The 18,687-nt window shown below is 33.6% G+C and carries 18 protein-coding genes and 1 tRNA gene; 9 read left to right on the top strand and 10 right to left on the bottom strand.

What is annotated here, in order from left to right; translation table 11 throughout:
* Positions 1-130 precede the first annotated feature (130 nt).
* The 3 genes from RT250_RS00890 to RT250_RS00900 form a co-directional block, all read right to left on the bottom strand.
* Positions 131-1,408 (bottom strand): hypothetical protein, encoded by a 1,278-nt coding sequence (locus tag RT250_RS00890; RefSeq protein ID WP_313111272.1) that lies wholly within the window; start codon positions 1,406-1,408, stop codon positions 131-133.
* Positions 1,409-1,954: 546 nt separating this feature from the next.
* Positions 1,955-4,141, bottom strand: coding sequence for a glutamine synthetase III family protein (locus tag RT250_RS00895; RefSeq protein WP_313111273.1), 2,187 nt, complete (start codon positions 4,139-4,141; stop codon positions 1,955-1,957).
* A 136-nt stretch (positions 4,142-4,277) separates the two neighbouring features.
* Complete coding sequence (locus tag RT250_RS00900) at positions 4,278-5,231, bottom strand: calcium/sodium antiporter (protein ID WP_313111275.1); 954 nt, start codon at positions 5,229-5,231, stop codon at positions 4,278-4,280.
* A gap of 150 nt (positions 5,232-5,381) precedes the next feature.
* On the opposite strand from RT250_RS00900, the gene RT250_RS00905 reads away from it, so the two are divergent.
* A complete protein-coding gene (locus tag RT250_RS00905) occupies positions 5,382-5,738 on the top strand; it encodes a BlaI/MecI/CopY family transcriptional regulator (RefSeq protein WP_313111277.1) in 357 nt (118 codons plus the stop codon).
* 1 nt (position 5,739) lies between these two features.
* The gene (locus RT250_RS00910; protein ID WP_313111279.1) at positions 5,740-7,455 is read left to right on the top strand and encodes a M56 family metallopeptidase; all 1,716 of its coding nucleotides are present in this window, start codon (positions 5,740-5,742) and stop codon (positions 7,453-7,455) included.
* 210 nt (positions 7,456-7,665) lie between these two features.
* Here the strand turns inward: RT250_RS00910 and RT250_RS00920 are convergent, their stop codons facing one another.
* Positions 7,666-8,178, bottom strand: a complete 513-nt coding sequence (locus tag RT250_RS00920; protein WP_313111282.1) for an adenine phosphoribosyltransferase — start codon at positions 8,176-8,178, stop codon at positions 7,666-7,668.
* A 73-nt stretch (positions 8,179-8,251) separates the two neighbouring features.
* Here RT250_RS00920 and RT250_RS00925 point away from each other — a divergent pair.
* Together RT250_RS00925 and RT250_RS00930 are read left to right on the top strand one after the other, a co-directional pair.
* A tRNA-Arg gene (locus RT250_RS00925) sits at positions 8,252-8,325 on the top strand.
* A 186-nt stretch (positions 8,326-8,511) separates the two neighbouring features.
* Positions 8,512-8,670: a hypothetical protein gene (locus RT250_RS00930; protein ID WP_313111285.1), complete on the top strand. Its 159-nt coding sequence runs from the start codon at positions 8,512-8,514 to the stop codon at positions 8,668-8,670.
* Here RT250_RS00930 and RT250_RS00935 read toward each other — a convergent pair.
* The 3 genes from RT250_RS00935 to truA all read right to left on the bottom strand — a co-directional run bounded on the left by RT250_RS00935 (position 8,667) and on the right by truA (position 10,696).
* A complete protein-coding gene (locus RT250_RS00935; RefSeq protein WP_139855877.1) occupies positions 8,667-8,942 on the bottom strand; it encodes an ATP-dependent Clp protease adaptor ClpS in 276 nt (91 codons plus the stop codon). The two genes, RT250_RS00930 and RT250_RS00935, sit on opposite strands and share 4 nt — an antisense overlap.
* A 113-nt stretch (positions 8,943-9,055) precedes the next feature.
* The gene (prmA, locus tag RT250_RS00940) at positions 9,056-9,886 is read right to left on the bottom strand and encodes a 50S ribosomal protein L11 methyltransferase (RefSeq protein ID WP_435373063.1); all 831 of its coding nucleotides are present in this window, start codon (positions 9,884-9,886) and stop codon (positions 9,056-9,058) included.
* 57 nt (positions 9,887-9,943) lie between these two features.
* Positions 9,944-10,696, bottom strand: coding sequence for a tRNA pseudouridine(38-40) synthase TruA (gene truA / locus RT250_RS00945; protein ID WP_313111291.1), 753 nt, complete (start codon positions 10,694-10,696; stop codon positions 9,944-9,946).
* Between the two features lie 149 nt (positions 10,697-10,845).
* On the opposite strand from truA, the gene RT250_RS00950 reads away from it, so the two are divergent.
* A complete protein-coding gene (locus tag RT250_RS00950; RefSeq protein ID WP_313111293.1) occupies positions 10,846-11,340 on the top strand; it encodes a metallophosphoesterase family protein in 495 nt (164 codons plus the stop codon).
* A 119-nt stretch (positions 11,341-11,459) separates the two neighbouring features.
* Here the strand turns inward: RT250_RS00950 and RT250_RS00955 are convergent, their stop codons facing one another.
* Positions 11,460-11,870, bottom strand: a complete 411-nt coding sequence (locus RT250_RS00955; RefSeq protein ID WP_185098462.1) for a DUF4293 domain-containing protein — start codon at positions 11,868-11,870, stop codon at positions 11,460-11,462.
* A gap of 202 nt (positions 11,871-12,072) precedes the next feature.
* Here RT250_RS00955 and rho point away from each other — a divergent pair, with 202 nt between their 5' ends.
* Positions 12,073-13,785, top strand: coding sequence for a transcription termination factor Rho (gene rho, locus RT250_RS00960; protein WP_313111297.1), 1,713 nt, complete (start codon positions 12,073-12,075; stop codon positions 13,783-13,785).
* A gap of 365 nt (positions 13,786-14,150) precedes the next feature.
* Here rho and RT250_RS00965 read toward each other — a convergent pair whose 3' ends face one another.
* Positions 14,151-15,050, bottom strand: a complete 900-nt coding sequence (locus tag RT250_RS00965; RefSeq protein WP_313111299.1) for a T9SS type A sorting domain-containing protein — start codon at positions 15,048-15,050, stop codon at positions 14,151-14,153.
* Between the two features lie 160 nt (positions 15,051-15,210).
* On the opposite strand from RT250_RS00965, the gene RT250_RS00970 reads away from it, so the two are divergent.
* Positions 15,211-16,968: a M14 family metallopeptidase gene (locus RT250_RS00970; RefSeq protein WP_313111301.1), complete on the top strand. Its 1,758-nt coding sequence runs from the start codon at positions 15,211-15,213 to the stop codon at positions 16,966-16,968.
* Here RT250_RS00970 and RT250_RS00975 read toward each other — a convergent pair.
* Positions 16,930-17,559: an NUDIX hydrolase gene (locus RT250_RS00975; RefSeq protein ID WP_139855869.1), complete on the bottom strand. Its 630-nt coding sequence runs from the start codon at positions 17,557-17,559 to the stop codon at positions 16,930-16,932. The genes RT250_RS00970 and RT250_RS00975 overlap by 39 nt on opposite strands.
* A gap of 7 nt (positions 17,560-17,566) precedes the next feature.
* On the opposite strand from RT250_RS00975, the gene pyrE reads away from it, so the two are divergent.
* Complete coding sequence (pyrE, locus tag RT250_RS00980; protein ID WP_313111304.1) at positions 17,567-18,208, top strand: orotate phosphoribosyltransferase; 642 nt, start codon at positions 17,567-17,569, stop codon at positions 18,206-18,208.
* Positions 18,209-18,261: 53 nt separating this feature from the next.
* Positions 18,262-18,654, top strand: a complete 393-nt coding sequence (locus tag RT250_RS00985) for an SRPBCC family protein (protein ID WP_313111306.1) — start codon at positions 18,262-18,264, stop codon at positions 18,652-18,654.
* Positions 18,655-18,687 lie beyond the last annotated feature (33 nt).

The raw sequence follows: 18,687 nt of genomic DNA on the forward strand, positions 1-18,687 counted from the left end.
AGAACAAATCCTTATTAATTTAAATTTTTATAATCTCTTTTTAAAATAAGTATAAGAGCATTGTTTAGATGCTCTTATACCATTTTTACTATAACTGATAATATATGAGCTTATTAACTCGATAAATTATTTAGTTCTGAAAAGTAACATCAACGTTACCATTACCGATTTGATCTACATGACTCCAGTTACCTAAACCTATTTGACCTACAAGGCTAAAGTTACTATTACCTAATTGATGGTTGTAGCTTGTATGACCTATACCTGCTTGTCCAACTAAGCTTATGTTATCATTACCAACTTGAAGTACATCAGAATAATTCAATAAACCTACTTGAGCAACGATACTAGTATTATCATTACCAAATTGATTCACCATAGATGTATTAAGGACTCCAGCTTGCCCAACATAGCTATAGTTGTCGTTTCCAATTTGAAAAACATCAGAGTCATTAAAGAAACCTACCTGACGAGTTGTACTTTCGTTATCATCACCGAATTGAATAGTCAAAGCATTGTTATCACTACCTAACTGATAAGTAGTAGATTCATTACCGTTTCCGTATTGACCTGTACCAGCCCAGTTATCGTTCCCAATTTGATCAACATCACTATCATTAAGATTACCAATTTGCTCAACGATAGAGGTATTGTCATCACCTATTTGATCAACATCGCTAGTATTTAAAATACCATCCTGATAAACCATTGAGCTATTGTCATCACCAAATTGATAAACATCGCTACTATTAAGGATACCATATTGTTCAACTTGTGAATCATTACCATCACCAATTTGAACTACATCACTGTCATTAAACAATCCATCCTGCATTACTGAAGAAGTATTGTTGTTACCACCTTGAAATACATCAGAGTCGTTACCCCATCCGTCTTGCATTACGGAAGACGTATTATTATTACCCCACTGCTCTACTGTCGAGCTATTAGAAAGACCAATTTGTAATACCGAACTTACGTTATCGTCACCCCACTGATCTACATAAGAGTCGTTATCATCTCCGTATTGTTCAGTTGTACTTAGGTTATCATTACCTTCTTGCCAAGTATACGCATCGTTGTCATTTCCAACTTGTAAGGTACCTGCAGTGTTGCGATCACCTTGTTGTAATGTTCTAGCATCGTTGCCGACTCCTAATTGTGCAGTACCTGCAACATTTAAATCACCTTCTTGATCTGTATCAGAATCATTAAATGCTCCCAATTGTAAGGTTAAGTTACCATTCAAATCGCCTGTTTGGTCCACATCTGATGTGTTTAACAACCCTACTTGGAGTGTTCCATTTGCATTTAAATTTCCTGTTTGAGTAACAGTACTCGTGTTAAATTGAGCAAACATTGCTGTTCCACCCATTAGCGCCATTGCGCATAAAACTACTTTTTTCATAATTTAAAGATTTAAAGATTAATATTTGGTTAAAAAAATATTCTATTTCTTGCAAGGAAAATCTTCCTTGTTGATTGATTGGAATACGCAAAAGCATTCCATCAAAATTAAATTATGGGGATGAGTGTGAAAATGAACTTAGTAAAAAGAACATTTTAAAAAGTAGGGATTTATTCTGATTTACAAAACGCTGGGGACAGGTTTGTTTTTTTGAGGAGAATTATAGTTCGAAAAAAATTTATTTCCTTTTGAACTACACAACAAATATGCAATAAAAATTATTAATAAACAAACAAATTTAATCTTTTTATGCAAATAGGGGGAAACAACTATTTTAATAGAATATCATTTGTTAAAACTTTGGATTCTTAATAAAATTAATGGTGTTTAATGACTACATTAAATATTACATGATATACTAGTTGTATGGACTTATAATAATACAGCAACAACTATTATTGATAAAACTTGAATAGCGAAAACGTACAACAAAAAACCGCCCAATAGAGATTGAGCGGTCTAGAAGGTCTTTAAGTAAAAGAAAAATTATTTTGTAAATAACAACTCTCTGTATTTAGTTAATGGCCAAAGCTCATCGTCTACTAATAGTTCTAGTTTATCACAGTGGTACCTTATTATTTGGAAATAGGGTTTTACTTCGTGACAATATGATTGAGCACGTTTTTCAGCGTTTTCAATTTTGTTGGCTTTTTTACGCTCTTCAATCATATCTGTAATGCCTTTATTAATTTTAGCAAGATGCTCACTTATTTGTTCAATAAGGTGCATCTGCTCTGTAGCAAACTTCTTGAAATCGGTACCGTATATGTTTTTTAACCCTTGAACGTTTTCTATCAATATATTTTGATATTGAATAGCCGTAGGAATAATATGGTTTCTAGCAATATCTCCAAGTACACGCGCTTCAATCTGAATACGCATAGTATATTCTTCCATTTCAATTTCATAACGAGCTTCCATCTCTACTTTGCTCATTATTCCTAAGCTTTCAAAAAGATCAATGGATTTCTTAGAAATCTTCGCCTTTAATGCTTCTGGAGTTGTTTGGTGATTGCTAAGTCCACGTTTTTTTGCTTCCTTTTCCCAGGCTTCACCATAACCGTCACCTTCAAAACGAATTCTTTTTGAGTCCTTAATATATTCTCTAAGCACATTAAAGATGGCGTCGTCCTTCTTCATCTTTTTGCTCTTTATCAATCCGTCAACTTTTGCCTTAAAGTCTATAAGTTGTTTAGCAACAATAGCATTTAATACAGTCATAGGATTTGCACAGTTGGCTGTAGAACCTACTGCACGAAATTCAAACTTATTACCTGTAAAAGCAAAGGCTGAAGTTCGGTTACGATCGGTATTATCTAGTAAAATTTCTGGAATCTTACCCACAACATTTAACTTGAGTTCTGTTTTTTCTTGTGGTGAAAGTTTTCCATTGGTCACTTTTTCAAGTTCGTCAAGTACCTCAGTTAATTGCGAACCAATAAAGGCCGAAATAATTGCTGGAGGAGCTTCATTTGCCCCTAATCTATGATCGTTACTTGCACTTGCAATGGACGCTCTAAGTAATTCTTCATGATCATTTACCGCTTTAAGCGTATTGATAAAGAAAGTTAAGAACTGAAGGTTTTTCATTGGAGTACTTCCAGGCCCCAAAAGGTTTACACCTGTATCTGTAGCTAAAGACCAATTGTTGTGTTTACCACTTCCATTTACATTGGCAAATGGCTTCTCATGAAACAATACCTTAAAGTTATGCTTTTCGGCAATTTTATGCATCAAATCCATCAACAAAGAGTTGTGATCTACTGCAAGATTTGTTTCTTCAAATATTGGGGCCAACTCAAATTGATTTGGAGCCACTTCATTGTGACGTGTTTTTACTGGAATACCTAATAACATGCATTCCGTTTCCAAGTGTCTAATAAAGTTTAATACACGGGCCGGAATTGAACCAAAGTAATGATCGTCTAATTGTTGTCCTTTTGCAGAAGAATGCCCAAGTAGCGTTCTCCCAGCCAATGAAATATCAGGACGAGAAGCTGCTAAAGCGCTATCTACTAAAAAGTATTCTTGTTCCCAACCTAGAGTTGCATTTACTTTAGTTACATTCTTATCAAAATATTTTGCCACTGCAGTTGCGGCGTTATCAATAGAAAGTAATGCTTTAAGTAAAGGAGTTTTATAATCTAGTGCTTCACCTGTATACGAAACAAAAACTGTTGGTATACACAGTGTCGTTCCATAGATAAATGCTGGGGAAGTTGGATCCCAGGCAGTGTATCCACGAGCTTCAAATGTATTTCTAATTCCCCCATTTGGGAAACTAGAAGCGTCTGGTTCTTGTTGTACTAATTGTCCGCCACCAAATTTTTCAATAGCGTGACCGTCTTCCATTGTTTCAAAAAACGCGTCGTGCTTTTCAGCTGTTGCGCCAGTTAAAGGTTGAAACCAGTGAGTATAATGTGTAGCACCTTTAGCAATAGCCCATTCTTTCATACCAGTTGAGATGTGATCGGCAATATTTCGGTCTATTTTAGCGCCAGTATTAATAGCTGCCATAACACTATTAAATGAATCTTTGGTAAGATATTGACGCATAGCATCTCTATTAAAAACATTTTTTCCAAAGATTTCGGAACGCCTTTCTGGTTCTGTTACAGAAACTGGAACTCTATCGAAGGTCTTTTTTAGTGCGTGAAATCGCAATGTTGGCATCTTGTAGTTTTTTTAGTTTGACATTGCAAAAATAAGAAAAACCGAAACACACCCCTTTATTTTTAGATTTTTTTTAAAAAAAAATATGTTTTACTGTGAAGACCCCCTAAAAAATAGGGGTTGAACCCGACAAAGACTATTTTAAAATTGTTAAAGCAATAAAAAAAGCGTAAGCCGATAAAAGCAAAATCCCTCTTTTACGGCCAAGTTCGTAGGCTTTTGGAAGAAATGCTAAAGGTAAAAGTATGCCAGCGAAACCAATCATCCAGAATATGTCGTTTGTAAGCACCTCTTCGCTCATAACTGCTATGGGTTGAATAATAGCAGTAATTCCTAAGACTGAAGCAATATTAAAAATGTTAGAACCTATAAGATTACCGAGGGATAGAGCCTTTTCTTTTTTAAGGGCTGCAATTACAGAAGCAGCAAGCTCTGGGATACTTGTACCTACCGCAATCATAGTTACAGCAATAACTCGTTCTGTTACTCCGAAACTTTGCGCTAATGAAACAGCTCCATTTACTAATAGTTCACTTCCACCGTATAGCGCTACACCTCCAATAATTAACCAAAGAATAATTTTAAAATTAGATGTGGTGGCAAGACTTTCATCAACTTCTTCATCAACTTGCACTACGCCCCTATCCTTTCGTGCTTTTCGTATTAAAATCCACAGATAAATCACTAACATAAGGAGTAAGGCAACTCCTTCGGAACGGGAGATTATATCTCCACTTTTTAATATAAAATACAGCCCAATTGAAAGGATCATCATTACAGGCCAATTAAGCTTATAGAAATCTTTATCTATGGCTAAAGGTGAAATTATTGCCGTTATTCCTAAAACAAGCCCAATATTTGCAATATTTGAACCGATTACATTTCCTAAGGAGATATCAGAAAACCCATTTAGAGCAGCTTGTAAACTCACCAACAATTCTGGAGCTGAGGTAGCAAATGAAACTACCGTCAATCCTATAACCATTTTTGACAAATTCAATTTAAAGGAAAGCGCCACGGAAGACCGCACCAAAAATTCTCCTCCAATTACTAATAGTGTTAAGCCGAGAAATACAAATAAATAATCCATAAACCTTATTAAGTTCGCGAAGATACTAATAATGAAAAAAGCACAGGTTTTGATAGTATTTTTTTAACGAATACAATAAACAACTAAAAAAGAAGTTATATAACTACAAAACTAGTTGTCTAACTATAAAGCTAGTTCTAAATTTTATCTATGGAAAACCTTACTAATAAAGAAGAAGAAGTAATGCAAGCTCTTTGGAAACTTGAAAAGGCTTTTGTAAAAGAAATTTTACAGATTTTACCGAGCACTAATCATTACAACACAATATCTACTATAGTTAGAAATCTTGAAGATAAAGGCTATGTAGCTTTTAATGCTTTTGGCAAAACGCATCAGTACTATCCTATTATTTCTAAGAAAGAATACAGCGAGGGATTTATGAATCTCGCTTCTAAACGCTACTTTAATAATAGTTATAAAAACATGGTTTCATTTTTTGCTAAAGAAGAAAAAATAAGCGCACAGGATCTTCGAGAGATATTAGAGTTAATTGAAAACAAAAAATAAAATGGAATCAATTCAATACATTTTAAAATCTGCGGGAATTCTTTCCTTATTTTATCTGGTTTATTCTTGTCTATTAAAAAAAGAAACGCACTTTACTTTCAACAGGCTTTTTCTTCTTATCGGAATTTTGGCTGCTGCAATACTTCCAATAATACAATTTACCAAAACCATAATTATAGAAACACCCGCTTTAGTATCATTTCCTTCTACTGAAACGGCTTTAGAAACTTTAAATTCCACAGCATTAAACACAAACTATTCAATTGAAAATATACTATTGTACATATATATATTAGGAGTAATAGTATTTTCATTAAGATTCATTTATCAGCTTATTTCTCTTATTATTTTATTGAAAAAACATCCTTACAAGAAAAGTAACAATTTTAAGATAATTGAAGTATCTGAATCAATTTCACCATTTTCATTTTTCAATTATATCGTTTACAATCCCACTCTACATACTGACAATGAACTTGGTATGATATTAGCCCATGAAAAAACACACGTAGAACAATTACATACAATAGATGTTTTAGCAAGTAATGTACTTATTATTTTGCAATGGTTTAATCCATTAGCATGGGGTTACAAAAAAAGCATTGTAGAAAACTTAGAGTATTTGGCAGACCGAACAACCATTACTTGTATTAATTCAAAAAAGGAATACCAATTAGCACTACTTAGCACTTCATTGGCATCACCTTTATCTGCCCCTAAAAACAACTTTTATAATTCATTCATCAAAAAACGCATCATTATGTTAAACAAAGCGAATTCAAACAGACGAAACGCCTTTAAGGCTATGGTAGTACTGCCCTTATTAACGATATTTTTATGGGGTTTTAACGTAAACGAAGTAAAAAAATACGTGGAAATTCCTTCAGAGAATAATAAGATAAAAACAGATCAAGTTAAAGAAGAAGCTATCCAACATGTTTTAGACAAGATGGATATAGCTGTTATTACAACTACTGAGCCTGTTACAAAATCTATAGCCCAAAAATCATCCAAAGCTATGACTAAAAAACAATTACCATTACAGGAAACCTACCGTGTAAAAATTGACAAGAACACAACCGATGCTTCACTTCAAGAAATTAAAGAAGAGGTTAAAAGTAAATTTGGTTTAGATTTAAGCTATGCTACCATTCGCAACAATAACAACGAAATTACTTCACTTACTCTGACATACACTGGAAACGGAAACAATGGAAATTACCAAGTAAGCCAGGATCAGGGCATTGATGAGTTTTTCTTTTTTATAGATAAAGATGGGAAAACAGGGTTTTGGTCTGAAGCAGTCGAAAAGCGCCGTAAGGAACGTATGCAAAGAAGAAGTTTAAAGAGGCAAGAACGTTCCCAAGATATAAACGAACGCAAAATGAAAATGCAAGAACGTCTACAAAAGAGAAAAATAGAAATTGAGAAACGCCGATCTAAAACAAAAAATAATCATTCTATTCCTTCAGCCACTCCAAAAAATGAGGCACAAGAAGTGCAGGGCCAAACGAAAACGGAAATACAAATAAATAAAAATAAAAAAGCAGACAATATACTTTATTTTATCGATGGTATAGCCTCTACTAAGAAGCAAGTAGAATTATTGTTGCCCGAAAACATTGACAGAGTAAATGTTTTAAAAAGTGAAAAAGCGCTTAAGAAATATGGTGGCAAAGGAATTAGTGGGGCTATAGAAATTACCACTAAAAAATAGAAATCTTATAAATTTCTTAAACCTTCTTAATAACTAGAAGGTTTTCTTATTTTTATACAATATGAAACGGAAATTTTTTAAATTTTTAGCAAAGGTTAATAAGAAACTCCTTCCTAGTTTCACCAAAAAGGGAGTGGATCTAGCTAAAGCGTCGAAGCTACAAATGGCGATTTTTGGTTACAAACTATGGGTAACCAAAAATTCGTTAAGTTAATACTTTATTAAGGATTTTACATTTTGATTTTTTAACTTCTGCGCACCTTTTAAAAACGCTATTTCAAGCAAAAAATTACACTGCACAATTTCACCTCCAAGATTTTCGATAAGTTTACAAGCTGCTCTTGCAGTTCCACCCGTAGCTAGTACATCGTCGTGTAAGAGAACGCGATCACCCTTTTTAATAGCGTCCTCGTGTATTTCGAGGGCATCCATTCCATATTCCAACTCATATGGCTCTTTAAGCGTATTAAATGGAAGCTTCCCTGGCTTTCTTATCGGAACAAAACCTGCTTTTAGTTCTTTTGCTAATAACGTTGCAAAGAAAAAACCACGGGACTCAATACCTACTACTTTATCTATCTTCTCATCTTCCAACAATGCTACTAATTGTTGTAAACAATAGGCCGTTGCATCAGGGTTTGCTAGTAGCGGGGTTATATCTTTAAAACGCACTCCAGCTTTAGGGAAATCCTCAATATTTCGAATATATTCAGTTAAATTCATTTTTTTATTGATTTTATTTGTCTTGCAATTTAAAAATAAATATATTTGCAGCCGCTAAAAGCAACAACAAAATGGCCTTGTGGCGCAACTGAATAGCGCACCTGATTACGGCTCAGGAGGTTCCAGGTTTGAATCCTGGCAAGGTCACAAAAAAACCACACTCAATTGAGTGTGGTTTTTTCGTTTTAGGAGAAAATTTTTATATTTCACTTCTATAAATTCCTTCTGTCATTAACAAAGCCCCAATCAATTAGCCGCAATATGTATCTTTTATGATTTCTTTTTAATTTATGTAATTCATTATCCGTAATTTAATACTCTAAAATAAACCTTATGACAAAAATTGTAAAAGATTCAGACGATAAAAAAGAAAGAGATTATATACTCCAAGACAATAAAAAAACCCGCTATGGCGCAGGTTTTATTTTAATAGTGCTATTCTTATTAGTAATTGAAGTTATTATTTCAGGCATTTACTTCGAGTGGTTTTAAATAATCTCAGCACTCAAACCAGCCTCCAACAACATCGTACAACGAGGTTTTAATTCCTCGTATTCTCCAGTTTTCACCGTACACTTACCTTTATAATGAACAATTATAGAGCATTGTTCTGCTTGCTCAGGTGTATGCTCGCACGCAAATATTAGACAATTTATTACATGGTCGAATGTATTTACATCATCATTGTAAAGTACTATTTCATTTTGGTTGCTCTCCATTTCAGCAACATCTACATCTTCTTGTATTTTTTCTCTTGTACTCAAATCGTGAAATAATTAAACGTTAATATTTATGTATTAGTAAAATCTTTGTCAAATAACCCAGATTAACCTTACAAAAGATATCTCAACTACTAAACTAATTAAAAATTAGTTAATTAAGAAACTACGAATTTTGCTGCAACCCATCTATTTTTCTCTTTATTCTCAACGAAGGTCAGTCCCAATTTATTGCAAGTTTCTGTAATAACTGGTAGATCTTCCACGTAAAAACCACTTAAATATAGTTCGCCTTTCGCGTCTAAACAGTTGACGTAACTAGCCATATCATTTATTAAAATGTTTCTATTAATGTTAGCAATTATAACATTGTATTTTTGGTTTTTCAGTAAATCTGCATCGCCTTGATATACCGAAATATTAGCACAGTTATTTCGTTCTACACTTTCTATAGAATTTTCATAACACCATTCATCAATATCGATAGCATCAAGTCGTGAAGCACCTCGCATTTCAGCCAAAATTGCTAAAACAGCAGTACCACACCCCATATCAAGAACAGATTTATTTTTAAAATTATTTTCTAATATAAACTGAAGCATCATATAGGTAGTTTCGTGATGTCCCGTTCCAAATGACATTTTAGGCTCGATAATAATTTCGTATGTAAACGATTTTGCCGGATGAAAAGGCGCACGAACAGTACACATTCCATTTACTTCAATAGGATCGAAGTTTTTTTCCCACTCTGCATTCCAATTTACCTGAGCTATTTCTGAATAGGTATATTCAACTTTAAATTCATCGGAATCTAAAATATTTATATCACTCAAAATATTTTCATTCCACTCATCTTTCTGAATATAAGCTGTAACACCTTCCTCTGTTTCTACAAAACTTTCAAAACCTACATAACCTAATTCGGCAGTTAGAATTTCAGCTCCTGGTTGTAAAGGAGACACTTTAAAAATATATTCTATATATATCATGGGTATATTTATTTGTCAATTAAAGATTGCCAATCGACGTTGAAAATTAATTTTATTCTATTCTAAAGGAAGAAATATTTCTTCTGGATACTTCACTTTTGTAAGATATAATCCGTGAGCTGGTGCCGAAGCCCCTGCCCTAGATCTATTTTTACTATTTAAAATTGCCTGAAAATCTTCTACACTCGTTTTCCCAAATCCAACATCCAATAAAGTTCCTACTATAGCTCGAACCATATTACGTAAAAATCGATCTGCCATAATTGTAAAAGTTAATTTATAATCAACCAATTCCCAACTTGCCTTACTAATAACACAATTAAATGTTTTTACGTCAGTTTTTGATCTCGAAAAACATTGAAAATCTATACGATTAAATAATAATTCAGCAGTTTTATTCATTAAATCTACATCAGGGATTTTGTTCAATTGATAGGCAAAATCCTGAGAAAAAGGATCTTTCCTTAATGATATAACGTACTCATACTCTCTAGCAACAGCATCAAATCGAGCGTGTGCGTTTTCTTTTACTTGAAGAATGTTTAGTACAGAGATATCCTTTGGAAGAAATGAATTTATTCTAAAAATTAATGCGTTTGAATCACTTATCCCTTCAAAATCGAAATGAGCAAATAATTGTTTTGCGTGAACACCGGCATCTGTCCTACCCGCTCCTGTGATTTTTATATCTGAACGAAGCAAGGTGGAAAGTGATTCTTCTATAACTTGCTGAACACTCACCTGCTTTGGTTGGCGCTGCCATCCAAAATAGTTTTTTCCATTGTATGCTATCTCAATAAAATATCGCAAACTTAACTGTTTTTACAATTTGCAAAATTACAACATACTGCGGAGCTTCTTACTTTCAAAATTGAAAATATTAATTTCAATGCAATCAAGCCTTAGAGCTTGATTTTATATAAATTTGAAAACTTTTACAATCAAGCAAATCACACACTTTGAAAAAAATTCTTCTTCTCAGCGACACACATAGTTATATAGATGATAAAATCTTGAAATACGTCAAACAAGCCGATGAAGTATGGCATGCTGGCGACATAGGTGACCTAGCTGTTACCGATGCTATAAAAGCATTAAAGCCTCTTCGTGCTGTTTATGGCAATATAGATGATCACGAGGCGAGAAGAGAATTTCCTTTACACAATCGATTTATGTGTGAAAAGGTTGATGTTTGGATTACTCATATTGGGGGATATCCAGGTAAATACAATCCTTCAATTAGACAAGAAATATATGCCAATCCTCCAAAAATATTTATATGCGGACATTCTCATATATTAAAAGTTATGCCTGATAAATCTACAGGTCTGCTCCATATGAATCCAGGTGCAGTGGGTAAACACGGATTCCACAAAGTAAGAACCATGCTAAGATTTGAAATAGATTGTGAAAAAATTGAAAATTTGGAAGTAATAGAATTCGAAAAGCGTTAGTCATTACTTTTACTAAGCTAATAAAAGTTTTTTACTTTAGTTTGACTTTATTCTAAAAAACAAAAAACCCCCTTAGGTGGCATCCTGAGGGGGTTTTGCACTAATATACCAAGATCGGTTTACCGTAAACGATCAACAGATTTTACGAGGTCCTCGTCCTTTTTAATGGCCTTATTGGCCAGCACTAAAAATACGATAGAAATGATAGGAAAAAGAACCCCAATACCCTTCTCTGAAACAATAGTTTCTCCGGATAAAGTTAGTAATCGATAAACGAAAACTCCTAGTAATACAAAATTTGATACTATATTTAAACGGTTTAACACAAATTGCTGTTGCCGTTTTTTAAATGATATAATCGAAATAATCGCCAATGCTATAGACAAAAATATAAGTCCAAAAATCAAAGGCTCACTGCGTTCCATAATTATTTGACCATCCGTTCCTACTACTTCAGGAAACCATAAATATAACCCACCCATTATAAGGGCTGAAACGATTAAAAAAACAGTTTGTATACGTTGTATCATTACTATTAACACAATTAAGCAGCAAAAATACATTATCTTTTTAAAAAAAATAACACTAGTTTTTAAAATATTGTTGTATTATTGCATTATCTATTCGTAACCACCTCAATAAAGGTTACTTAGTCTTCAAAAAACATTTTCAAAGTACTTACCTTCTCAAAAGGAATTAAATAGTATAAATTTTAACTACAGCATTCATTACATGTTTGAAATTTCAGAATTAAAAAGTAAAAAGCTTCCTGAATTACAGGAGATAGCCAAAGAACTTAAAGTGCCAAAATATCGCACTCAAAAAAAGTTAGATTTAGTTTATCAAATACTCGATTATCAAGCTGCAAATCCTAAAGCTGTTAAGGCTGTACTTGCTGCTGATGATTCTTCTTCAACTCCTAAAAAGGAGGAGAAAAAAACTAAATCTTCAAAAAATAGTGGCAATAAAGAAAAACAGCTAAATTCTAAAAAAGATGAAAGTAGAGGTAGCAAACCTCAAGCTAACAAGTCACATTCGCAAAAGAAACATCACGATAAGAAGAGTGACGACGATAAAAAAGATGATGTGAAGAAATCTTCTAAATCTGATAATAAAGATAGCGATAGAAAACCACAACACCAGAAGTCTTCTTCTTCAAATCGTCAAAATAAATCAGACGATAGGGATAAAAACCAACGTTCTGATAAAAACAACACAGACAACAGACAAAAACATCAGAGCCATAAACAAAAAGATGGCAATACACACGATAATCGCAACAACGGGAATAAAGATTCTCGTAATCGTTACCGTGAGCCAGATTACGAGTTTGCAGGGATAATAGAAAGCGAAGGAGTTCTAGATATAATGCAAGACGGATACGGCTTTTTACGTTCTAGCGACTATAACTACTTATCATCTCCTGATGATATTTATGTTTCACAATCACAAATTAGACTGTTCGGCTTAAAAACCGGAGATACAGTTTTAGGTGAAGTGCGTCCACCAAAAGAAGGTGAAAAGTACTTCCCTTTAATTAAAGTAAATAAAATTAATGGGTTAAACCCAAATGTAGTTCGCGATCGCGTATCATTTGAGCATTTAACGCCACTTTTTCCACAGGAAAAGTTTAAATTAGCTGAAAAGCAAAGTACAATTTCAACAAGAATAATTGATCTTTTTGCTCCTATTGGAAAGGGCCAACGTGGTATGATTGTTTCTCAACCAAAAACTGGGAAAACAATGTTGCTAAAAGATATTGCAAATGCAATAGCGGCGAACCACCCTGAAGTTTATCAAATTATTTTATTAATTGATGAACGTCCTGAAGAAGTTACTGATATGCAACGTAATGTTCGTGGCGAGGTTGTAGCATCTACTTTTGATAAAGAGGCAACAGAACACGTTCGTGTAGCAAATCTTGTAATAGATAAAGCTAAAAGACTTGTAGAATGTGGTCACGACGTTGTGATTCTATTAGATTCTATAACTCGTTTGGCTCGTGCTTATAATACAGTTCAACCTGCAAGTGGTAAAATATTAAGTGGTGGTGTAGATGCAAATGCATTACACAAACCAAAGCGTTTCTTTGGTGCTGCTCGTAATATCGAAAACGGAGGTTCCTTAAGTATTATAGCGACAGCCTTAACTGAAACCGGCTCTAAAATGGACGAGGTTATTTTCGAAGAATTTAAAGGAACAGGTAACATGGAACTTCAATTGGATAGAAAAATTTCAAATAGAAGAATTTTCCCTGCTATTGATCTTACCTCTTCAAGTACCCGTAGAGATGATATTTTACTAGATGAAAACACTATACAACGTATGTGGGTTCTTAGAAAATACCTAGCCGACATGAATCCTATAGAAGCTATGGAGTTTATTAACGATCGAATAAAGCAAACCAAGAACAATGAAGAGTTCCTAATTTCTATGAACGGATAGAACTCTTTTAAATATAAATTTAAAATCGCCATTGAAATTTGATTCAATGGCGATTTTTTTGTTTTTTAATACACACAGAATATTTATAACCTAACTTTAGATTTATTAAAATAACTGTTTGTTTATAGCTGCATATCATTTAAAGGATTTAGCAATAGTTTTAATTCTTTGTATTACATAACATCTAAACTTCGATTAAGGCATAAACCCTTCTTAACCTTAAGATGAGGCCATATCGTACACGCATTACTTAATTATACCCAATAATAGTTTATTAAATTAAAACTATATAAAAGACGCTCATAAGGATAAAAAAAAATCCCGACCATAAGGCCGGGATATTAATATTTAGAATTTTAAAATTCTTATTGCTTTACTACTTTTTGAGTAAGAGTACCTGAAGTAGTTTCAACTTTTAAAGTGTAAACACCTTGAGCAAAAGAAGAAGTATTGATAGTTCCGTTGCTGTATACAGCTCCTACGTTTTTACCTAATACATCATACATAGCTACGTTAGTAACTTCGATGCTTGAAGGAATGTTCAAGTTAAGAACATCTGTAGTAGGGTTAGGGTAAACAGCAATCATTTCAGCAAGGTTATCACCGATAGATGCAATTGGCTCATCAGTTAAGTTCCAAGCAAAACTTGGGAAAGACTCACCAATTAAACCAGAGATGTTAGTCCAATCAGTTGCGCCAGCACCAAAAAGATCAGCTGGGTCAATTAACACAGGCTCTTCGTTAGGGAAAGCAGAAACAGAACCAAACCAGTTCCAACGACCATCACCACCAGGCTCTCCAAATACACTTGGGAAAACAGATACCCAGTAAATATTACCTGCTTCTAAAACAACTTGATTTCCACCATTAGCATCAGTAATATTAACAGTAAAATCTGTATTCTGTCCATCCTCAGTAATTGTATATAATGAAGGTTCGATATCACCTAACTCTAAAACACCCGATCCAACTATTTCAGGATTTCCAGCAGGTACTGCCCCAGAGATTTCATAAATGTAAACATTGAAACCAGTTACAAAAGCCTCAATAGGAGTTGCCGTGTTAAGACCATAAACCGTAAGATCTCCAAGAGCAACGTCGCTAGTAACAGAAAAGTAATCAGCACAGTAAACACCTGTACCATCATCTCCTTTTGTAGAAATTAATCCTGTCGTGTTGTCTGCAATACGATCAACAATAAGGTTTTGACCAAAAGTCGCTGCGGTCATCAAAAGAGCCGAAGCTAAAAGAGTAATTTTTTTCATAATAAAAAGTTTTAAGTTTAATTAATAGTAGCAAATATAACCAACCAAATAAGATTTACAAATAATTTAGTGCTAATTTTTCTATTTTTACCTTATTAAATTTAAAGCAATCATAGGTCGAACATTGAATTTAACATATTTCCTCATAAATTATTAGCAGATGAAAAATCACCTCTTAACACTTAGTGTTATACTTTTTGTTTATTCCTTAAATCTAAACGGACAAACGCAACAAGATCAAGTTCAGTTAATTACAAATTACCCTAATTTAAACAAGACTTCAGCATATAATCAAAGTATTACATTTTATAAAAATTTAGCTGCCGGAGATAAGAGAGTACATATTTTTGAAATGGGAGAAACCGATAGCGGACATCCATTGCACCTTGTTATATATAATTCGGATATTAATTGGAAAACCACCGCTCCTACCTCTTTTTCTAAAATGGATAAAAACCTTTTATTAATTAATAATGGAATACACGCTGGAGAGCCTGATGGTATAGATGCTACTATGCGGCTTTTTGCCGACTTATCTAAAAACAGTATCCCTAGTCCGAGTAACACAATTGTAGCTACAATACCTATCTATAATATAGGAGGTGCACTAAATAGGAATAGTACAAGCCGAACAAATCAAAACGGCCCGGAGGAATATGGATTTCGTGGGAATGCTAGAAACTACGACTTAAATCGTGATTTCATAAAAAGTGATACTAAAAACGCAAAATCATTTGCTGAAATTTTTCACTGGCTCAATCCTGATCTATTCATCGACAATCACGTTAGCAATGGTGCCGATTACCAATACACACTCACCCACCTATTTACGCAACACAACAAACTAGGCGGTAAATTAGGCAACTATCTTGAAACTTTATTTATTCCTGAATTTGAGAATTCTTTAAAAGAAAAACAATGGGATATCACACCGTATGTGAACGTGTTCAATAGCAAACCAGAAATTGGATTTTCACAATTTATGGATTCGCCAAGATATTCTACGGGATATAGTGCGTTATTCAACACTTTAGGCATGATGGTGGAAACACATATGCTAAAACCCTATAAAGATAGAGTTGAAGGTACTTATGAAATAATGAAAAGCTTTATTACAGTGGCAGATTCGAATGCAGACAAAATTAAAACGTTAAGACAGAATGCTTTTAAAAAATACCAGATTGGAAGCTACTACCCTATTTCTTGGGAAATAGATTCAACAAAAACAACTACACTCAACTTCAAAGGTTATGAAAGCGATTTTATACCCAGTACTGTTACAGGGCAAAAACGATTAAAATACGAAAGGAATAGGCCTTTTAGCAAACCGGTAACTTATTATAATAATTTTAAAGCAAACGACTCTATTAAAATACCTACGGCATATATAATTCCAAAGGGATATTGGAATGTTGTGGAACTTTTAAAACTAAACAACATAACTTTCTCACAAATTGAAAGTGACACAATTATCACTTCCGAAGTTTATAGAATAGCCGGTTACCAGACAGTAAAAAGTCCATACGAAGGTCATTACTTACATTACAATACTAAGGTAGTTATGACGACAGAGAATGCTAGGGTGAGCAAAGGAGATGTTATGGTAAAAACCCAGCAACCGGGGGTAAGATATATAATTGAAACTTTAGAGCCTTCTGCGCAAGATTCATTTTTTAATTGGAATTTCTTTGACGCTATTCTGCAACAAAAAGAAGGATTTTCCCCATATGTATGGGAGGATTTGGCCGAGGAGTTTTTAAATAATAACCCAGATATTAAAGAAAAGTTTAAGAATAAAAAACAAACCCAACCTGAATTTGCACAAAATTGGTATTTGCAATTAGATTGGGTTCACAAACAATCCCCTTATTACGAAAAATCACATCTTCGTTATCCTATCATTAGGGTGGGTAGTTAGATATTCTTTGGGAAACAGGAGTTTTATGTTTTCATACGAGTTTTTTAAAGCATCTTGAGATTTTTCAAAATTTTTCCATTTTGCTTTTTTAATACCCTCTTCAGGCTGAGGAGTTAAAGGGCCGTCGTAATCGGTATACATTTCATACCAGTGGGTTATTTTAAGTCGGTATTTATTGTTTCTAGTAAAAACGTGATACGTTTTCATTATAAAGTCACGAATTTCAAGACCTTCTACCCCTGTTTCTTCTTCTACCTCACGGATTGCAGCTTCCCTATAACTTTCTCCTTTTTCAATTTTTCCTTTAGGCAGATCCCATTTCCCGTTACGTCTTATAAAAAGAATTTCTTTTTTACTATTATAAACTAATCCCCCGGCTGCTTCTACTACTTTTATTTTTTTCCGAAGAAAACGTTCTAATTTTTCCGCATTCTTGTGATAAAGATTAACATAGAGAAGTTCGCCGTTGTTAATCTTTTTAACCAATTTTTTAAAACGCGCTTGCTTTAAAGGTATGGTGGTATAGTGTTCGCCAATATTTTTTTCCGTAGAAAGAATAATGGGAATTTCTTTTACAAAAACTTTATACATTTGTAGTATGATATTAAATAAGGAAACGGCACAAAAAACCGCAGCATTATTATTGCAAATTAATGCAATAAAATTACAACCACAAAACCCTTTTACATGGGCTTCGGGATGGAAATCTCCCATTTATTGTGATAATAGGATAACACTTTCGTATCCAACAATTCGAAATTACATTCGTGAAAACCTCGCTAAACAAATTGAAGAAACCTATGGAAAGCCAGAAATGATTGCTGGTGTAGCAACTGGAGCAATTGGTATTGGCGCTTTAGTAGCAGACTATCTTAACGTTCCTTTTTGTTACGTTAGACCGGAAGCTAAAGGTCATGGTCGAAAAAATAAAATTGAGGGTCACCTTGAACCCAATACCAATGTTATTGTAGTTGAAGATTTAATTAGCACAGGAAAAAGTAGCCTTATGGCTGTAGAAGCTCTTAAAGAAGCAAATGCTAATGTAAAGGGAATGTTTGCTATTTTTAGTTATGGCTTTAATATTGCAGAGGAAAACTTTAAGAATGCTAATGTAGAGCTAAACACTCTTAGCAATTATGAAATGTTACTACAAGAAGCTGAAAAGTCGAAGTATATAAGCGCTGAAGAAGCAAGTTTACTTGGCGAATGGAAAACCAACCCTGAAACTTGGGGGCGATAAGTGGTAGTTGGTAGTATAGAAATAAAAATATAACAGACTTAATAATTTTAATAATGAAATTAAACAGTAAAAAAGTAACGGTTCAAAAATCAGCTTCAGAGCTGTGCGAATTTTTGGCAGATGTAAAAAACTATGAAGGTTTGATGCCAGACACCATTAGTAAATTTGAAGTAATTAGAGATAATGCTTTTGTATTTGCGCTAAAAGGTATGCCAGAAATAGCTTTAGAAATAAAAGAAGTAGACAGCCCAAATAAAGTAGTTTTAGGTGCGATTAGCGACAAACTTCCGTTTACTTTAAAAAGTGATATCGAAAAGGTTTCCGACACATCGTCTACTGCTGAATTACTTTTTGAAGGAGAATTTAATAGCATGATGGCTATGATGATAAAAAGTCCTATTTCAAAATTTATTGAAACGCTAGCTTCAAACTTAGAAAAGCTGTAGATTTATTTATAGAAATATATATTGAGAACGGGG

Source organism: Aequorivita sediminis, from assembly GCF_032080575.2.
Lineage (GTDB): Bacteria > Bacteroidota > Bacteroidia > Flavobacteriales > Flavobacteriaceae > Aequorivita > Aequorivita sediminis.

Excerpts from the sequence above, each read along its gene's own strand:
- RT250_RS00890 (WP_313111272.1), bottom strand. The coding sequence starts at position 1,408 with ATGAAAAAAGTAGTTTTATGCGCAATGGCGCTAATGGGTGGAACAGCA.
- RT250_RS00895 (WP_313111273.1), bottom strand. The coding sequence starts at position 4,141 with ATGCCAACATTGCGATTTCACGCACTAAAAAAGACCTTCGATAGAGTT.
- RT250_RS00900 (WP_313111275.1), bottom strand. The coding sequence starts at position 5,231 with ATGGATTATTTATTTGTATTTCTCGGCTTAACACTATTAGTAATTGGA.
- RT250_RS00905 (WP_313111277.1), top strand. The coding sequence starts at position 5,382 with ATGGAAAACCTTACTAATAAAGAAGAAGAAGTAATGCAAGCTCTTTGG.
- RT250_RS00910 (WP_313111279.1), top strand. The coding sequence starts at position 5,740 with ATGGAATCAATTCAATACATTTTAAAATCTGCGGGAATTCTTTCCTTA.
- RT250_RS00920 (WP_313111282.1), bottom strand. The coding sequence starts at position 8,178 with ATGAATTTAACTGAATATATTCGAAATATTGAGGATTTCCCTAAAGCT.
- RT250_RS00930 (WP_313111285.1), top strand. The coding sequence starts at position 8,512 with ATGACAAAAATTGTAAAAGATTCAGACGATAAAAAAGAAAGAGATTAT.
- prmA (WP_435373063.1), bottom strand. The coding sequence starts at position 9,886 with ATGATATATATAGAATATATTTTTAAAGTGTCTCCTTTACAACCAGGA.
- RT250_RS00955 (WP_185098462.1), bottom strand. The coding sequence starts at position 11,870 with ATGATACAACGTATACAAACTGTTTTTTTAATCGTTTCAGCCCTTATA.
- rho (WP_313111297.1), top strand. The coding sequence starts at position 12,073 with ATGTTTGAAATTTCAGAATTAAAAAGTAAAAAGCTTCCTGAATTACAG.
- RT250_RS00965 (WP_313111299.1), bottom strand. The coding sequence starts at position 15,050 with ATGAAAAAAATTACTCTTTTAGCTTCGGCTCTTTTGATGACCGCAGCG.
- RT250_RS00970 (WP_313111301.1), top strand. The coding sequence starts at position 15,211 with ATGAAAAATCACCTCTTAACACTTAGTGTTATACTTTTTGTTTATTCC.
- RT250_RS00975 (WP_139855869.1), bottom strand. The coding sequence starts at position 17,559 with ATGTATAAAGTTTTTGTAAAAGAAATTCCCATTATTCTTTCTACGGAA.
- pyrE (WP_313111304.1), top strand. The coding sequence starts at position 17,567 with ATGATATTAAATAAGGAAACGGCACAAAAAACCGCAGCATTATTATTG.
- RT250_RS00985 (WP_313111306.1), top strand. The coding sequence starts at position 18,262 with ATGAAATTAAACAGTAAAAAAGTAACGGTTCAAAAATCAGCTTCAGAG.